Source organism: Pseudomonas sp. LBUM1659, from assembly GCF_059716045.1.
Genome location: NZ_CP166797.1, coordinates 5,109,913 through 5,124,860 on the forward strand (window position 1 = coordinate 5,109,913; position 14,948 = coordinate 5,124,860).

Sequence of the window (14,948 nt, forward strand, 5' to 3'; positions counted from 1 at the left end):
TGCATCGCCCATGAATGCCGCAAAACGTTTGGAAATTTTCCGTCGGTTTCACGAAGACAACCCGGAACCGAAGACTGAACTGGCCTATTCATCGCCATTCGAATTGCTGATTGCCGTGATTCTTTCCGCCCAGTCGACCGATGTGGGCGTCAACAAGGCCACCGCCAAACTCTATCCCGTGGCCAATACACCGGCGGCGATCCATGCGCTGGGCGTCGAGGGCCTGTCGGAATACATCAAGACGATCGGTTTGTTTAACAGCAAAGCGAAAAACGTGATCGAAACCTGTCGACTGCTGGTGGAGCGCCATGGCGGCGAAGTGCCGCAAACCCGCGAGGAACTGGAAGCGCTACCCGGCGTCGGCCGCAAGACGGCGAACGTGGTGCTCAATACTGCCTTTCGCCAACTGACCATGGCCGTGGACACCCACATTTTCCGGGTCAGCAACCGCACCGGCATTGCTCCCGGCAAGAATGTAGTCGAGGTGGAGCAGAAATTGATGAAGTTTGTGCCCAAGCAATATTTGCTGGACTCCCACCACTGGCTGATCCTTCATGGGCGCTACGTGTGTCTGGCCCGCAAGCCCCGCTGCGGCAGTTGCCGGATCGAAGATTTGTGCGAATACAAGCAAAAGACCTCGGACGATTGAGGCACTATTAGATTTATTGATCCATCGATTGAAAAAATCTTTTTTACCCGCCGGTCGATTGTCGATATAAGGAGCGCCAAAGGCAGTCTTAGCCTGGAGTTGACCTTATGAGCACTGGCAAAGAGCAATTGGACGTAGAAGACGACTTCACACCCGTTGAGGCCGATGACGCTGAACCGGTGGTTGAAGTGGCAAAGACCAACCTGAGCAAACGCCGCACCATCGACAATTTGCTGGAGGAGCGCCGACTTCAAAAGCAATTGGCCGATTACGATTTTGACCTTTAACACCTAAAAGCCTCCCGAAACGGAGGCTTTTTACTAAGTGCCGATCCCTGATGAGCGCCGCCTCATCAGCCGTTAGTGGCACTTAGACCAGACCATTGCGTTGAGCCAGTTCGATCAGATCGACCAGGGAGCGCGCATTGAGCTTCAACAACAGGCGAGTTTTGTAAGTGCTGACGGTTTTATTGCTGAGGAACATTCCATCGGCAATCTCCTTATTGGTCTTGCCTCTGGCCAACTGTTGCAACACCATCATTTCGCGCCCGGACAGACGATCCACCATATCGGCTTCACTGGCATTGCCAAGACTGGACCGTACGGTATGCAATGCTTGATTCGGAAAGTAACTGTAACCTGAAAGAACGGCTTTTATCGCACTGAGCAATTCAGTGAGGTCCTGCTGTTTGCAGACATACCCTGCAGCCCCTGACTGCATACAACGCATGGAAAAATGCCCAGGTGCTTGTGAAGTCAAGATCAACACTTTAAGAGGCATCGCCGTCGTTGTCAGTCGCGCAATGACTTCCAGCCCATCCAGCTTCGGTATTCCAATATCCAGAATGACAATATCCGGCATAAGTTCGCGGGCCAGTTGTAATGCGTCCACGCCGTTATCTGTTTCTGCAATGACTTCGTAGCCATGGCGCTCCATTAGCATACGTACCGCAAGACGAATGACGGGGTGATCATCCACGATCAGCACTTTATTCATGGGCAAGTCCAATTTTCGCTGTTCGAATTTTTAGAGCCCGCACAATAGCCTAGTCGTTTCATCCATGGCATGCCGCCCCCCTCAGTGACCCACACCGAGAGACATTCCCTACAAACAAGAAGGATAATTCTTACAAGATTTGCACAAATACTGTGTTTCTTAAATTTTACCCGTCCATCAGCGCGCGGCTTTTTGAAATTTTTGTGTATCGATTTACATCCTAAAAAACTAAAGGGACAGGACAGTGAACGTGCAGCCCGACAAACACCGGCGATTGGGCTACGCTTAAAAATCAACCAACACATCAACCCTAAATACTCACACCTTGGAGGCGTAGCATCAACCACCAGGCCAACATAATGCTAATAGATCAACATCGAGCAACACTCCAGCATTAAAGATCAACAGAACTCTTCTTAAAACACGAACAGCAGCTATACCCGACCCACCATTAATACAGCTACTATAAGACCCACTAGAAACCCAACTAAAAGGACCCACAAAACAACAACTCAAATATAACAAAACCAAAACACACTTGAAAAACTCAAACTTACAAATCGAGAAAAGATAGTCCTTTATGAGCAAAAAACATAATGAAACCCAAATCAAAAATTACCAACCCTATGACAATCATCGCGGTATTTGCAGCACTGTCTGAAACTTCAGCTGCCATTTCGCTCCCCTTTCTCGATAATGATGAACGCAAGATTTACATCTGGTTCCTTATCAGCTTCCCCTTTTATTTGCTTTTTCTATTCTTCGCCACACTCAACTTCAACTACCGATCACTGTACGCCCCCTCTGATTTTGAGAAGGGGAAACATTTCATAAAGGTGATGGCCCACGCTGATCAATCGGAAAGTTTCGCACCGACAGACTCGACCAAGCACTGGATTGAACATCAGGTACGGTTGCCGGCATTGCTAAAGGATCTACACATCGTTGATGTACGAAGGATGAGCAAAAAAATTGAATTCAACACGCTGATCGAGAAGGTCCAGGCACCTCAGGCCCCCTCTGCACGGCTGATCGTATTTCTTACGTGTACCGATTCAGAGGCGCTACTGAAAGAAAGCGCGCTCAAGCATTCAAAGCAAACAAGGAAACGCAGCAACACAGCGTTCTGGGTCGCTTACAACGTGAGCTCACAGGGTGTGACGACTATGGCTTGATTGCCCGATAGCCGAACAGGACAGCTCTCTAAAACTCAAAGAGAGAAAGAAGCAGAAGGAATTGTACGAGTAACAAGAAGAACGTTGAAAACACAAGGCGCGACAGGAAAACTTCCCTTTTCAGAATTGTGGCCTTGTCACCGACAAGGCCACAGCTCTATTACTTCAACGGGCTCAGAACAGCTTCCGGCCTTTGTTCGCAGCAATGCGCATACGCAAGGCGTTGAGCTTGATGAAGCCCGCCGCGTCGGCCTGGTTGTAAGCGCCGCCATCTTCTTCGAAGGTTGCGATGTTGGCATCGAACAACGATTCGTCAGACTTGCGACCCGTAACGATCACATTGCCCTTGTACAGCTTCAGGCGAACCACACCGTTCACGTGGGCCTGGGACGCGTCGATCATTTGTTGCAGCATCAGTCGCTCAGGGCTCCACCAGTAACCGGTGTAGATCAGGCTGGCGTATTTGGGCATCAGCTCGTCTTTGAGGTGAGCCACTTCGCGGTCCAGCGTGATCGATTCGATCGCACGGTGAGCGCGCAGCATGATGGTGCCGCCTGGGGTTTCGTAGCAGCCACGGGACTTCATGCCCACGTAACGGTTCTCGACGATGTCGAGACGACCGATACCGTGTGCACCACCGATACGGTTCAGGGTCGCCAGCACGGTGGCCGGTGTCATTTCGACGCCGTCCAGTGCCACGATGTCGCCGTTACGGTAGGTCAGCTCCAGGTATTGCGGTTTGTCGGGAGCGTTCTCCGGGGAGACGGTCCATTTCCACATGTCTTCTTCGTGCTCGGTCCAGGTGTCTTCCAGCACACCGCCTTCATAGGAGATGTGCAGCAGGTTGGCATCCATCGAGTACGGGGATTTTTTCTTGCCGTGACGCTCGATCGGGATGTTGTGCTTTTCAGCGTAATCCATCAGCTTTTCACGGGACAACAGGTCCCATTCGCGCCACGGAGCGATCACTTTCACACCTGGCTTCAAGGCATATGCGCCCAGTTCGAAACGAACCTGGTCGTTGCCCTTGCCGGTGGCGCCGTGGGAAATGGCGTCAGCGCCGGTCTCGTTGGCGATTTCAATCAGGCGTTTGGCGATCAACGGACGAGCGATGGAAGTACCCAACAGGTACTCGCCTTCGTAAACGGTGTTGGCGCGGAACATCGGGTAAACGAAATCACGCACGAATTCTTCGCGCAAGTCGTCGATGTAGATCTCTTTGACGCCCATGGCCTGCGCCTTGGCGCGCGCAGGTTCGACCTCTTCGCCCTGACCCAGGTCAGCAGTGAACGTCACCACTTCACAGTTATAAGTATCCTGCAGCCACTTGAGGATCACCGAAGTGTCCAGGCCGCCGGAATACGCCAGAACGACCTTGTTTACGTCCGCCATGCCATCACTCCACGGGATTCTACGGAAAGCCGGGAAGTCTACCGCTCAAACGCGGTAATTTACAGAGGCGCGACAGCTTAAGACGACGAAGCGACAGAATCTGTCGAGAGCGCGACGATGACCGGCGAGTCAGGAAGTTGCCGAAGTACCGCCCGTAGCGATTTGCGGCGCGACTTGCTCGGTCGGCGCCACACGCTCCAGTCGCACCGCAACCCGACGATTTTTCGCGCGATTGCCAGCGTTGGTGTTCGGCGCCACCGGGTAGCGCTCACCATGGAAGCGCATAGTGATCTGCGATTCCTGAATGCCGTTGGCTTTGAAATAATCCATCACCGCCAAGGCGCGGCGGCGTGACAGCTCACGGTTGGTCAGGCGATTGCCACTGTTGTCGGAGTGCCCGTCGAGTTCGATGTGATTGACCGACGGATCAGCCTTCATGAACTCAAGCATCACCTGCAACTGCGCCTTGGCCTGGGGGCTCAGGTCGATACTTTCGCCCGGGAAGCCGATTTCGGACTTTTTAACCTGTTCGAAATTTTTCGGCAGTAGTTTCGCCACGCAACTCTGATAGTCGCTGAACGCCTTGTTGAACTTGACCGGCAACAGACGCACTTCCGAGACACGGCCATCGCCGGAAGTATGCCGGATCACCGGGCTGCGGCCATCGATCAATCCGCTGATCAAGCGCCCGGCCTGAGCTTGCGAGCTATTGAACAGCACATTGCCGCCGCCGATTCTGACGGATCCCAGGTTGATATCACCCCGTCCCGGCTGCCACGGTGCAGCGGCCGCCAGCAACGTCGCCGAACCACCACCGATCATTGAGTTGTAAGCATTCAAACGAAACGTCGCCTGCTCGCCGGCACGGCGCACGAATTCGCCCGAGCCGAAATCGGTGACCGGTTGAGTCAGGCGGCATTCGAACTTGTCACCCTCGACCGTCCACTCAATGTTCTCCAGAGGTGTCTGGAAAGTCAGCGCCATTGCAGGAAGGCTGGCAAACACACTGAGCAAGGCTAAATAACGCTGGCGCACGGGAGGCTCCACTGGCTTCTACGACAAAAAGACCGACACACGCATGTTTACGGCATACCTCGTTCATATCGGTACGTTCCTGCAAAACTTGATAGCGAGTGCCTGCAAGTGTCTTTTCCGGTAGCATTCCCCTGAGTTTGACCCGCCTGGAATCCCCTCATGTCCGACCGCCTGACCCTGCTGCGTCCCGACGACTGGCACATTCATCTTCGCGATGGTGCCGTGTTGACCAATACCGTTGCGGATGTCGCGCGCACCTTTGGTCGCGCCATCATCATGCCCAACCTGGTACCTCCGGTGCGTAACGCCGCTGAAGCCGACGGCTATCGCCAGCGGATTCTCGCTGCACGCCCGGCCGGCAGTCGCTTCGAACCGTTGATGGTGCTGTACCTGACCGACCGTACCCAGCCTGAAGAAATTCGCGAGGCCAAGGCCAGCGGTTTCGTGTACGCCGCCAAGCTGTACCCGGCCGGCGCGACCACCAACTCGGATTCTGGCGTCACCAGCATCGACAAAATCTTCCCTGCGCTTGAGGCCATGGCCGACGTCGGGATGCCTTTGCTGGTTCACGGTGAAGTCACCCGTGGCGATGTCGACGTGTTCGACCGCGAAAAAATCTTCATCGATGAGCACATGCGTCGAGTGGTCGAGCGTTTCCCGACGCTCAAAGTGGTGTTCGAACACATCACCACCGCCGATGCCGTGCAGTTCGTCAACGAGGCTTCGGCCAACGTCGGCGCGACCATCACTGCGCATCACCTGCTGTACAACCGCAACCATATGCTGGTGGGCGGGATTCGGCCGCACTTCTATTGCCTGCCGATTCTCAAGCGCAATACGCACCAGGAAGCCCTGCTCGACGCCGCCACCAGCGGCAGCGAAAAGTTCTTCCTGGGCACCGACTCGGCTCCCCACGCCCAGCACGCCAAAGAAGCGGCATGTGGCTGCGCCGGTTGCTACACCGCGTATGCGGCCATCGAGATGTACGCCGAAGCGTTCGAACAACGCAACGCGCTGGACAAGCTCGAAGCCTTCGCCAGCCTCAACGGTCCACGCTTCTACGGCCTGCCAGCGAACACCGACAGCATTACCCTGGTCCGCGATGAGTGGACCGCCCCAACCAGCCTGCCATTTGGCGAGCTGACCGTTATCCCGCTGCGCGCCGGTGAAAAACTGCGCTGGCGCCTGCTGGAGGAACACGCGTGAGTGAAGACCATTTCGACGACGAACAGGACGGTCAAGGCGGCGGAGGCGGTCCTCGTCATCCGATGGCTGCCAGATTCCGTGGCTACCTGCCGGTTGTCGTCGACGTAGAAACCGGTGGTTTCAACTCGGCCACCGACGCCCTGCTGGAAATTGCGGCAACCACCATCGCGATGGACGAGAAAGGGTTTGTGTACCCCGATCACACCTACTTCTTCCGTGTAGAGCCTTTTGAAGGCGCGAACATCGAAGCGGCCGCCCTGGAATTCACCGGGATCAAACTTGATCACCCACTGCGCATGGCGGTGAGTGAAGAAGCCGCGCTGACCGATATCTTCCGTGGCATCCGCAAGGCTCTGAAAGCCAACAGTTGCAAACGGGCCATTCTGGTCGGCCACAACAGCAGCTTCGACTTGGGCTTCCTCAACGCAGCGGTCGCACGCCTGGACATGAAACGTAACCCGTTTCATCCGTTCTCCAGCTTCGACACCGCGACCCTTGCCGGCCTGGCTTACGGTCAAACCGTGCTGGCCAAGGCCTGTCAGGCAGCCGATATCGACTTCGACGGTCGCGAGGCTCACTCGGCTCGCTATGACACCGAGAAGACAGCAGAGCTGTTCTGCGGCATCGTCAATCGCTGGAAACAAATGGGCGGCTGGGAAGACTTCAACGACTGATCTTGTTGATTTATCCCGCGCATAAAAAAACCGGCCTCATCAGAGGCCGGTTTTTTATTGCCTGACGCTTGAGCTTACAGCGCCGCAGCGTTCTCGGTCAGGTAAGCCGCAACGCCTTCGGTCGAAGCGGTCATGCCTTTGTCGCCTTTTTTCCAGTTGGCAGGGCAAACTTCGCCGTGCTCTTCGTGGAATTGCAGAGCGTCGACCAGACGGACCAGCTCTTCAATGTTACGGCCCAGCGGCAGGTCGTTGATGATCTGCGAACGGACAACGCCTTTGTCGTCGATCAGGAACGCGCCACGGAAAGCCACGCCGCCTTCGGACTCAACGTCGTAGGCCTTGGCGATTTCGTGCTTGATGTCGGCAGCCATGGTGTAACGAACTTCGCCGATACCACCATTGTTTACCGGGGTGTTACGCCAGGCGTTGTGGGTGAAGTGCGAGTCGATCGACACAGCGATCACTTCAACGTTGCGGGACTTGAAGTCAGCCATGCGGTTGTCCAGAGCGATCAGCTCGGACGGGCAAACGAAGGTGAAGTCCAGTGGGTAGAAGAACACCAGGCCGTATTTGCCTTTGATGGCCGACGACAGGGTGAAGCTGTCGACGATTTCGCCATTGCCCAGTACAGCTGGAACGGTGAAGTCCGGGGCTTGCTTGCCTACGAGTACGCTCATTGAAAATCTCCTGGTCTATTAACGTGAAGAACTGGATTCGCATCAGCCTGCCACCCTCAGGCGACAGCCCTGTGACACGATCCCCTTCGAAGGACCGACCATCATACACGGCGTTTTTGAGCTGTCCTCAACGGTTTTTTGCAGGAAGGTTAAAATTGCCGTCGCGACCATGACTGGCAGATTGCCCCAACGAAAACCGTTCGTCGGTCACGTCTGCTTATAACGCGAAGCTTTCAGAAAGCACTTTGACAATCATTCTCGTTAACATTAAGATCCACCGCAATTGAGTCACAACCAACGACGGTTTTCACTTATGTATGTCTGCCTCTGCACTGGCGTCACCGACGGTCAAATCCGCGATGCAATCTATGAAGGTTGCTGCAGCTATAAGGAAGTCCGTCAGGCCACCGGCGTAGCCAGCCAATGTGGCAAATGCGCCTGCCTTGCTAAGGAAGTGGTTCGCGAAACCCTGAGCAAATTGCAATCGGCCCAGGCAGCCATTCCTTTCCCTGTAGAATTTACTGCCGCTTAATTACCCTGTTTCAAAGAACCGGACTTGATGTCCGGTCATAAATAGCTCGAAACTCAAAATAATTCGATACAAAACAAGGGCTTGCAGCGATGCAGGCCCTTGTCGTTTCTGGCTGGGTTACGGCGGGGATACACCGGCCACTGGTTGGCACAGATTGCGCAGTGCTGGTGGACAGCCTAGTGGCAAATTGGTAGCGTCGTTTGACACCCATCGCGACAACAAACGCGACATGGAGAGGAAATGGAAGGCCTGAATAGCAAGTACTGCTCAAAGTGTGGCGAAGCTGTAATGCCAATGGCTGCTTTTTGCCAAGCCTGTGGAGATCGACTGCCAAGCAACGTCACCCCCGCTTTGGTAGCTTCGGAGGTCGCCATTCAACCTGAAGATCCCGCCGCACCTGTACAGTACTTCCGAAAGTTACGCATTATGAATTGGGCGATTGTCGTTCTAATCTCAGTTGGCGCGGCGCGGTTGCTCTTAAAATCACAGTCCATTACGGGCGTATTGATTGTCGGGGCATTAATGGCCGTCATAGCTGCCCCCTTTCTCTTAACGGCCGTAGTGCTCTCCAGAGACACCATCTTTTTTGCCGGCATCCCAGTTGCCGCACAACGAAGGAAGCTCAAGAAAATCGCTGTCGCGCTCAATGTCACCTTGGGCGTGTTTGGCACGCTGGGCCTAATCACAGGCATGGTTAGCGGGCAAATGGCGCCATTGGTGGCATCGCTAATTTATGTCATTCCACCAGTCCTAAACTTCCGAGCACTGCGGGCTCTGGTCTTGCCCGGCTAAGCCGTGAACCACAGGGACGCGCGGCCCTGTTTGCCACTTTTGTGTTAGCTGTACAGTTTATTTGTTTCGGATTTATCAACCCTATGAAGCTACTTCGGAAATACTGCGAATGGACGAACTGTCAGATGATGAGTTTCACGATGCCCTGAGCAGCGAAGATCACTTGGGGATGGTTATTCGTGGCCACATCCATGTTGAACATTGGATCGATCGCTTTCTGCTTTCAGCAATGCAGCACTATAAAAAGTATGCTAATGACATCAATGCTGATTACGAAACAAAAGTTTTATTGTCTTGCGCATTGGGCCTTGCACCAGAACTTAAAGGGCCGCTAACCTCGGTTGGCACGCTTCGCAACCGATTTGCTCATCGCCCAAATTACAAGCTCACGAAGTCAGATGTAAGTAATCTCTATGCTGCGCTCTCTGGTACACACCAACAGCATTTAAAAAAGGCATACAAGGCGTTGGCATTACGGTATCAACGAGAGGAAGCGTCATTTTCAAAACTCGGAAACATTGAACTTCTAACCCTGCTATTCCTGCTGCTTCGCGCAAAACTAAAAAAAGCAAATGAGCAACTCAATAAAATTGCATAACAACTGGAGTTTCTTACCGTTTTAAGTCTGCCATGACTGGCTAGATCGGCCCCGTGTGCGGGCCGCTGATCCGATTGGATGCTGTACGTTGGGTGCTGGGTGTACAGTGGATTCGCGCCGATTTATTCCCACTTGCCGGGCGCTTAATAAATGCTGCTAAAGCGGAGCACGCCGTCATGCTTAATTTAAATTCCCTCGCCCGCCAGCAAATTCGTCAGGCCATTGCCGAAAGCACCCTCGGGGATGTGTACTGCCTGATCGACCTCCCGGATGGAGACAGCCTGCTGATGCTCGCCCACGCCGGGAACATCGCCTTTGCCCTGATCGACCATGAGGCTGACCTGTTTGACCCACACACCATGCAGGATGTTGGCGCTCAGGTGCTGGCCGACCTCTGGGCGAACCGAGACCTGATGCGGGAGGAATCATGAAAGCCACCACCAAAAAGAAAATTCGACGCTGCGTGATATTCATCGCGGCCTGCATCGCGTTCTACGTCACGTTCAACATTAATGGCATCGCGCAGTTACTGGGCGGGGCGGCGCTGGTTGTTTTTGGGTTGCGCTGGCAGCGGCTGCGCTGACAGTTGTTTTTATCGCCCTGATCCTTTATTGGGAACGTGTGAATCCCGATTGGAACAAGCCGGAAGCACCAGAGAAACCACTATCACCAGAGCTAGCGGATCTGGCCGAGAAAATGAGGGAAAAACTCAAGTAACAAAAAAGGGCCCTGCTTCGGCGGGGCTTTTTATCGACGGCGTTTGGTCACGACTCTTGGCTCAGGCTTCGCGGTGCCGCGCTCTTCGGCAGTGCCGCGATAGCTCTCGATGGTGCAATCAACGGTGTCGTGGGTGAGCTGCCACGCGTAGTACTGGCCGGCGTAGTCGCGTGGGTCGTCAGGGTTGAAGACGAAACGCGGATCCGTGAAAGTCTGGTAGCCGTCACCAAAGGTCGTCATAACAATTCCTCCCGACGCTCTGCCAGTTCCCGTTGCGCGTTGAGTGCAAAATTCAGAGCGTAAGCCACGCGCATCGCTGATTCCAACTCGGTCATGTTGCCCACGTTGTTCTGGATGTTGACCTGAACGTCCGGGTCATCCTTTTGCGGGGCGGGCATCAGGCGCGCCAGAATCTGGGTATAAAACACCGTCCGATTTTGTCGCGCCCATTTCACCATGTCTGCCGTGCCACCCAGCTGCTCAAACGTCGAGAGTATGCTTCCCGCCAGATCAGCCGACACCAAAGCCCTAGCCTGACGATCCAGCGATTTCCCGGCGATCCTGCCACCGGTCTTGGGTTGCCCCGGTGGTCTGCCTCTGGTGGCCATTACGCTTCGTCCCTTGCACACGGCGCCGTTGTCACGAGCACGGTCAAGGTGCCTTCCGAATAGTTAAAAATCGTGTGGGTGCCGGACAGCACGGGTGGGGTCGGGTGCCTTGCAATCCACAGGCTCAAGCATTCAATCAACGCCCGAGCGTGGCCGACCATTTCATCATCGAAATCGAGTGGGGTAGACATCACGCACCGTCCTTTTCCAGCGTCACCACCACCCGCGCCAGCCCACTGCTGTCGTGGACGAACTGGGCAGACGCGGCCTTGGGCTCAGCCGGTTCCTGTTCATTGAGCCAAAGTTGCAGTGTAGCGATGACAGCCATCGCTTCGGCTTGCGGTTCGCCTTGGAAAATCACAGTGGCCATTTATCTGTCCTCACCGGGGTTGAATCGTCGCGCCGAGGTCTTGTAGTCGATGTCGAGGGCTGGCAGCACTGGCGATTCGTCTGGGGGCGTCGTCTGGGTGCGGACGATGGCGCCAGCACCATCGCGCTCGACCTTGGTGACGAAGCGCTTGCCGTCGGAATCAACCGTCTCTGCCCACGCTATTTGGCCAGCGCCGTCGCGGTGCCATGTGGTGACGAAGTCGGTTGGCTTCTTGGTGGGGGTTTGCACAGGGGGTAGCTGTCTGTAATCAGGTGCTGGTGCATTGAACTGGCGCAACAATTCGCGCACTCGGGGGGATTGTTTGACCGGCGGTTGCTCAAGGGCCTCCCGCACGCGCTGGTCCACGGCCTGTTGGATCGCCAGTTCGGTGGCCGCGTCCAAAGCGGGCTCTTTTTCCCCACGTTTCAACCGCCGTGCGATCAGGTCCATATTTGGGCTCATTGGCTGGAATTCCTTCGGCGACAGCCCAAGTTTGCGTTCAATCAGCCGTAGTTTAGGGGAAGTCATGACGCTTTCGCCTCTTTAATCAGGGTTTGCAGTTGCAATTTCGCGCCGGGTTCGCCGCAGAAAAGCCGCCAAATAGCAGCTTCCAGTTCCTTAGTGTCGGCGCCTGCTTTGGCCTGCACGGCCCAAACTTCAAGCCCTACCGAGATGGGATCGGTGTTGGCGGCCATCGGACCGTAGGCGATCATAATTGTTTCGCCTGTTCGATCAGGCGCTCAAGTTTTAGTTGCTCGCCACCGTGGAGGGATTGTTTGCTTAAAAGATCGTCCAGTTTGGCAATCAGGCGATCATGCCCGCCTTTCAAGGCAAGTTTAGCCCTGACTTGGCGGGCCTCTATCAGTAGTGGGTTACTACCGGTGATGTTGTCCATTTGATTAAACCTCCGCCAAACCGATTTTAATGATACGAGCAGCCGCTTGCGCTACTGCACTCGACCCGTTGGTTGTCATTGACACAAACTGCAAGCTACCAAACGCACGGAATAAATCCGGGTTAAGAACCACCAGACGGGAAGCGCTTGTTTGGTAAGCTAATAGATCCCCTGTAGAACCGTAGACCGGCAGGAAGTTAGTGGTCCCATCTACACACGCGTTTACACCGACAGAGGCCTGAGTCCAAGCGGCTGGCATCTGAATGTTGGTCAAAGTGAGCCCGGTAATATTAATTGGCGAACTAAGTCCATTGGCAGCCGTGGAAATGTCCACCGTGGCGAACGACCGGCTTGAAGGCTTACCTTTGAACATCTGGGTGGCCATGATTAATTCCTCTCTTCAAACTTTTGTTTACGGTCCCGTTTCGATTGGTGACGCTTCACCCGCTCAAGTTTCTCGATTTGATATTGAATGGACTTTTTCTTTTTCACCGCCCGTCACGCCTATCTAACAAAGTGCGATACCTTGCTTGCAACGCGTTGTCATCGCGCCACTGTTTGGGGTTGGTTTTCATACAGCGTTCGCATTCTGCGATCTCTCTCGCAATGCCACTTCCATCTTTGGGTAAATTATGGGCTCCGGTCGCCGCGTCAAACATGGCGGTGATAAATTCAACCGTATTCCTTAAGTGAATCCAGTTGCCGCTAAATTTATCGAAAAATTGCTGATCGGCGGCAGGCAGCTTTGACAAATAATCCTGCGCAATGTCTATGTTCTGCCTAAACGTATAGTCACCCCAACGCTCTTGTAGTACCTGCATGGTATTAGCGAGCGCTTTTTCATTGATAGCGATCACCGCGTTGTAGTCTTTGTCTGAGAGCCGACTTAACATCACCTCAGTTGAAGTAGGTGCGCTTCCATGCGCTTCTCTCGACCCCTCGGGAGATTGAGCATTAAGCCGTTTGGATGCCTCAGTTACCCACCAGCAGGCATCTGTCACAAACTTCGCAGAGAATTTCTGGACAGCCGCGTAATTAGCGAACGCTTGAAAGAGGGCGTCGTTGGTATGTTCGTAGAGGTTGTAAGAATGCCTTTTTTGTTGCTGTTGGGGTGGGTTCGTGATCGCATCCATGAACCATTTGACGGCTTTTTGCGTTTGCGTAACGTTGTGGCCCAGCTTCATAAAGTCGGCTACGAAAACGTTGCCGAGTTCCTTATAACCCTGCATAACCTGCTCGATGCTGACACCGGGGGGCAAGGGCTGGCCGAAGACCGTTTGGCCACCGGGGCGCTGGGTGTATTCCTGATTGGTCAGTTCCGTGGTGCCCCAGTCCGGCGCTGGCGCCAACGACTGCGACGGGCTGTACGTCTGGACTCCACCGGGGGTGCGGATATCAATCTCGTTCATGGCCAAAGTCTCTTAAGATTGCACCGACACCATCGCCAAAATAACTTTCGACATCCGCATAACTGGCCTCGCACATTGGCATGCCCGCGTGGAACATCACCATTTGCACCAGATGATTGTGTGAATGAAACTGCATGTTCGGGATGGATTTCAGTTCTTTTAATGCGTCATTAATCTGGTCTACGAACATGTAGGCGGCCTCGGCGATATCGAGAAGGTTTATAAAAAAGCCGTATTTTATCTGGATGTTCAAAGGAGAGACTCCCGTTGTTTAGTCGGGGTTTGCGCCGCAATCAACTGCAAGCGCTGCCAGCTCAAGCTACAACGCTTGTGAACGCGTTCGTAAGGGATGGGCTGTCCAACCGGGCTGGTGGCAACTACGAGTTCCAAAGGAGCGTAAGAACCTTCAACTAGCCCGCAAAAGCTGCAACTTTCCCTACTGTTAAGCAGGCGCCTTTGCGTTAATACTAGGGCATCTTTTGGGTCGGAAGGGAGCGCGGTAGTAATTAAACAAAACTGGCCTGAGACATGCCTGTAAATTAACGTCTCCCACTCGCTAGCTAGTTCACGTTGCGCGGTTTCGTGGCGCAGCACATGGATAACGGCTTCTTTGTCGAGGGGAACTTCCGACCCCCGCCAAGCTAATTCTATGATTCGCGTAAGCGGGGCGCGAATGGCTTGCACGGCGCGTGAAAGTTGCTGTATCCGACGATAAATCTCGATGTTGTCCATGTTAGCTCGCTTTGAAACTAGGGTGCGCTTTCAGTTGCTTGATGGCCTCTTCCTTTGATGAAGCTCCTTGGACTACGAGGACCGAATCAGAGAGCCGACGGCAGCAATAGCCGTCCATTTGCGAATAGAAGATGTCGAAATTAATAAGGGCCTCGGAACCGTCTGAGATAATACCCGGCAACTTACGGTAATCAAGCAACAACATCGACACAAAACTTTGTGAGGCTTCCATACACAACAGGTTGGCCATCCGGCTGCGGTCATCCCAAAACACCAGAACATGCGCCAACGGTGTCAGTCTATGGGCCACGGTTATCCAGAACTTACTTTCGGTCAGCATGGCTGGATCAGTATCCCTTGGGACGAAGGCCACATGGCGGATCACCCGGCTGTCTTCAAACATCAAGTTGCCCGGCGCCAGCGGCTGGATGATTTTTTTTACTTCGGCGGGTTCTTCTTCGGCCAGTTCTACGGATGGAGAGTGCATGTTT

General features: G+C 54.1%; 26 protein-coding genes. 10 read left to right on the forward strand and 16 right to left on the reverse strand.

The window, feature by feature from the left end; genetic code table 11:
• The first annotated feature begins 10 nt into the window (after positions 1-10).
• Both nth and ACA048_RS23130 read left to right on the forward strand, forming a co-directional pair.
• Positions 11-649 (forward strand): endonuclease III, encoded by a 639-nt coding sequence (gene nth, locus ACA048_RS23125; protein WP_007943576.1) that lies wholly within the window; start codon positions 11-13, stop codon positions 647-649.
• Positions 650-756: 107 nt separating this feature from the next.
• Positions 757-936 carry a PA3496 family putative envelope integrity protein gene (locus ACA048_RS23130; RefSeq protein WP_007898493.1) on the forward strand — a complete coding sequence of 60 codons (180 nt, stop codon included), beginning with the start codon at positions 757-759 and terminating at the stop codon, positions 934-936.
• An 82-nt stretch (positions 937-1,018) separates the two neighbouring features.
• Here the strand turns inward: ACA048_RS23130 and ACA048_RS23135 are convergent, their stop codons facing one another.
• Positions 1,019-1,645 (reverse strand): response regulator transcription factor, encoded by a 627-nt coding sequence (locus tag ACA048_RS23135; RefSeq protein ID WP_010457667.1) that lies wholly within the window; start codon positions 1,643-1,645, stop codon positions 1,019-1,021.
• A gap of 593 nt (positions 1,646-2,238) precedes the next feature.
• Here ACA048_RS23135 and ACA048_RS23140 point away from each other — a divergent pair.
• Positions 2,239-2,820: a hypothetical protein gene (locus tag ACA048_RS23140; protein ID WP_497629920.1), complete on the forward strand. Its 582-nt coding sequence runs from the start codon at positions 2,239-2,241 to the stop codon at positions 2,818-2,820.
• A gap of 174 nt (positions 2,821-2,994) precedes the next feature.
• Here ACA048_RS23140 and ACA048_RS23145 read toward each other — a convergent pair whose 3' ends face one another.
• Together ACA048_RS23145 and ACA048_RS23150 are read right to left on the reverse strand one after the other, a co-directional pair.
• Positions 2,995-4,212: an argininosuccinate synthase gene (locus tag ACA048_RS23145; protein ID WP_452627977.1), complete on the reverse strand. Its 1,218-nt coding sequence runs from the start codon at positions 4,210-4,212 to the stop codon at positions 2,995-2,997.
• A gap of 129 nt (positions 4,213-4,341) precedes the next feature.
• The gene (locus ACA048_RS23150; RefSeq protein WP_497626444.1) at positions 4,342-5,247 is read right to left on the reverse strand and encodes a flagellar protein MotY; all 906 of its coding nucleotides are present in this window, start codon (positions 5,245-5,247) and stop codon (positions 4,342-4,344) included.
• Positions 5,248-5,406: 159 nt separating this feature from the next.
• Here ACA048_RS23150 and pyrC point away from each other — a divergent pair, with 159 nt between their 5' ends.
• On the forward strand, positions 5,407-6,453 hold the full coding sequence (gene pyrC / locus ACA048_RS23155) for a dihydroorotase (protein ID WP_497626445.1): 1,047 nt from the start codon (positions 5,407-5,409) through the stop codon (positions 6,451-6,453).
• The gene (gene rnt, locus ACA048_RS23160; protein WP_007943569.1) at positions 6,450-7,127 is read left to right on the forward strand and encodes a ribonuclease T; all 678 of its coding nucleotides are present in this window, start codon (positions 6,450-6,452) and stop codon (positions 7,125-7,127) included. The genes pyrC and rnt overlap by 4 nt, the downstream gene beginning before the upstream one ends.
• Before the next feature lie 74 nt (positions 7,128-7,201).
• On the opposite strand, the gene ACA048_RS23165 is transcribed toward rnt, so the two are convergent.
• Positions 7,202-7,804, reverse strand: coding sequence for a peroxiredoxin (locus tag ACA048_RS23165; RefSeq protein ID WP_046026483.1), 603 nt, complete (start codon positions 7,802-7,804; stop codon positions 7,202-7,204).
• A 313-nt stretch (positions 7,805-8,117) separates the two neighbouring features.
• Here ACA048_RS23165 and ACA048_RS23170 point away from each other — a divergent pair, with 313 nt between their 5' ends.
• The 5 genes from ACA048_RS23170 to ACA048_RS23190 all read left to right on the forward strand — a co-directional run bounded on the left by ACA048_RS23170 (position 8,118) and on the right by ACA048_RS23190 (position 10,309).
• Complete coding sequence (locus ACA048_RS23170; protein WP_497629921.1) at positions 8,118-8,336, forward strand: bacterioferritin-associated ferredoxin; 219 nt, start codon at positions 8,118-8,120, stop codon at positions 8,334-8,336.
• A 240-nt stretch (positions 8,337-8,576) separates the two neighbouring features.
• A complete protein-coding gene (locus ACA048_RS23175) occupies positions 8,577-9,128 on the forward strand; it encodes a hypothetical protein (RefSeq protein WP_497626446.1) in 552 nt (183 codons plus the stop codon).
• A gap of 109 nt (positions 9,129-9,237) precedes the next feature.
• Positions 9,238-9,726, forward strand: coding sequence for a hypothetical protein (locus ACA048_RS23180; RefSeq protein ID WP_497626447.1), 489 nt, complete (start codon positions 9,238-9,240; stop codon positions 9,724-9,726).
• Positions 9,727-9,902: 176 nt separating this feature from the next.
• Positions 9,903-10,157: a hypothetical protein gene (locus tag ACA048_RS23185; RefSeq protein ID WP_497626448.1), complete on the forward strand. Its 255-nt coding sequence runs from the start codon at positions 9,903-9,905 to the stop codon at positions 10,155-10,157.
• Positions 10,154-10,309, forward strand: coding sequence for a hypothetical protein (locus tag ACA048_RS23190; protein WP_497626449.1), 156 nt, complete (start codon positions 10,154-10,156; stop codon positions 10,307-10,309). Before ACA048_RS23185 ends, ACA048_RS23190 begins: the two co-directional genes overlap by 4 nt.
• 164 nt (positions 10,310-10,473) lie before the next feature.
• Here the strand turns inward: ACA048_RS23190 and ACA048_RS23195 are convergent, their stop codons facing one another.
• The 12 genes from ACA048_RS23195 to ACA048_RS23250 form a co-directional block, all read right to left on the reverse strand.
• Positions 10,474-10,683 (reverse strand): hypothetical protein, encoded by a 210-nt coding sequence (locus ACA048_RS23195; RefSeq protein WP_497626450.1) that lies wholly within the window; start codon positions 10,681-10,683, stop codon positions 10,474-10,476.
• Positions 10,680-11,051 carry a hypothetical protein gene (locus ACA048_RS23200; RefSeq protein WP_497626451.1) on the reverse strand — a complete coding sequence of 124 codons (372 nt, stop codon included), beginning with the start codon at positions 11,049-11,051 and terminating at the stop codon, positions 10,680-10,682. Before ACA048_RS23200 ends, ACA048_RS23195 begins: the two co-directional genes overlap by 4 nt.
• Entirely contained in the window at positions 11,051-11,242 is a 192-nt protein-coding gene (locus ACA048_RS23205; protein ID WP_497626452.1) for a hypothetical protein, read from the reverse strand. The genes ACA048_RS23200 and ACA048_RS23205 overlap by 1 nt, the downstream gene beginning before the upstream one ends.
• Positions 11,242-11,421, reverse strand: coding sequence for a hypothetical protein (locus tag ACA048_RS23210; protein ID WP_497626453.1), 180 nt, complete (start codon positions 11,419-11,421; stop codon positions 11,242-11,244). The genes ACA048_RS23205 and ACA048_RS23210 overlap by 1 nt, the downstream gene beginning before the upstream one ends.
• The gene (locus ACA048_RS23215; RefSeq protein WP_497626454.1) at positions 11,422-11,949 is read right to left on the reverse strand and encodes a hypothetical protein; all 528 of its coding nucleotides are present in this window, start codon (positions 11,947-11,949) and stop codon (positions 11,422-11,424) included.
• Complete coding sequence (locus ACA048_RS23220) at positions 11,946-12,134, reverse strand: hypothetical protein (protein WP_497626455.1); 189 nt, start codon at positions 12,132-12,134, stop codon at positions 11,946-11,948. Before ACA048_RS23220 ends, ACA048_RS23215 begins: the two co-directional genes overlap by 4 nt.
• Positions 12,131-12,316, reverse strand: coding sequence for a hypothetical protein (locus ACA048_RS23225; RefSeq protein WP_497626456.1), 186 nt, complete (start codon positions 12,314-12,316; stop codon positions 12,131-12,133). The genes ACA048_RS23220 and ACA048_RS23225 overlap by 4 nt, the downstream gene beginning before the upstream one ends.
• Before the next feature lie 4 nt (positions 12,317-12,320).
• The gene (locus tag ACA048_RS23230) at positions 12,321-12,701 is read right to left on the reverse strand and encodes a hypothetical protein (RefSeq protein ID WP_497626457.1); all 381 of its coding nucleotides are present in this window, start codon (positions 12,699-12,701) and stop codon (positions 12,321-12,323) included.
• A gap of 103 nt (positions 12,702-12,804) precedes the next feature.
• The gene (locus ACA048_RS23235; RefSeq protein WP_497626458.1) at positions 12,805-13,725 is read right to left on the reverse strand and encodes a hypothetical protein; all 921 of its coding nucleotides are present in this window, start codon (positions 13,723-13,725) and stop codon (positions 12,805-12,807) included.
• Positions 13,712-13,978 carry a hypothetical protein gene (locus tag ACA048_RS23240; RefSeq protein ID WP_497626459.1) on the reverse strand — a complete coding sequence of 89 codons (267 nt, stop codon included), beginning with the start codon at positions 13,976-13,978 and terminating at the stop codon, positions 13,712-13,714. Before ACA048_RS23240 ends, ACA048_RS23235 begins: the two co-directional genes overlap by 14 nt.
• Entirely contained in the window at positions 13,975-14,457 is a 483-nt protein-coding gene (locus ACA048_RS23245; protein WP_497626460.1) for a hypothetical protein, read from the reverse strand. The genes ACA048_RS23240 and ACA048_RS23245 overlap by 4 nt, the downstream gene beginning before the upstream one ends.
• A gap of 1 nt (position 14,458) precedes the next feature.
• On the reverse strand, positions 14,459-14,944 hold the full coding sequence (locus tag ACA048_RS23250; protein WP_497626461.1) for a hypothetical protein: 486 nt from the start codon (positions 14,942-14,944) through the stop codon (positions 14,459-14,461).
• Positions 14,945-14,948 lie beyond the last annotated feature (4 nt).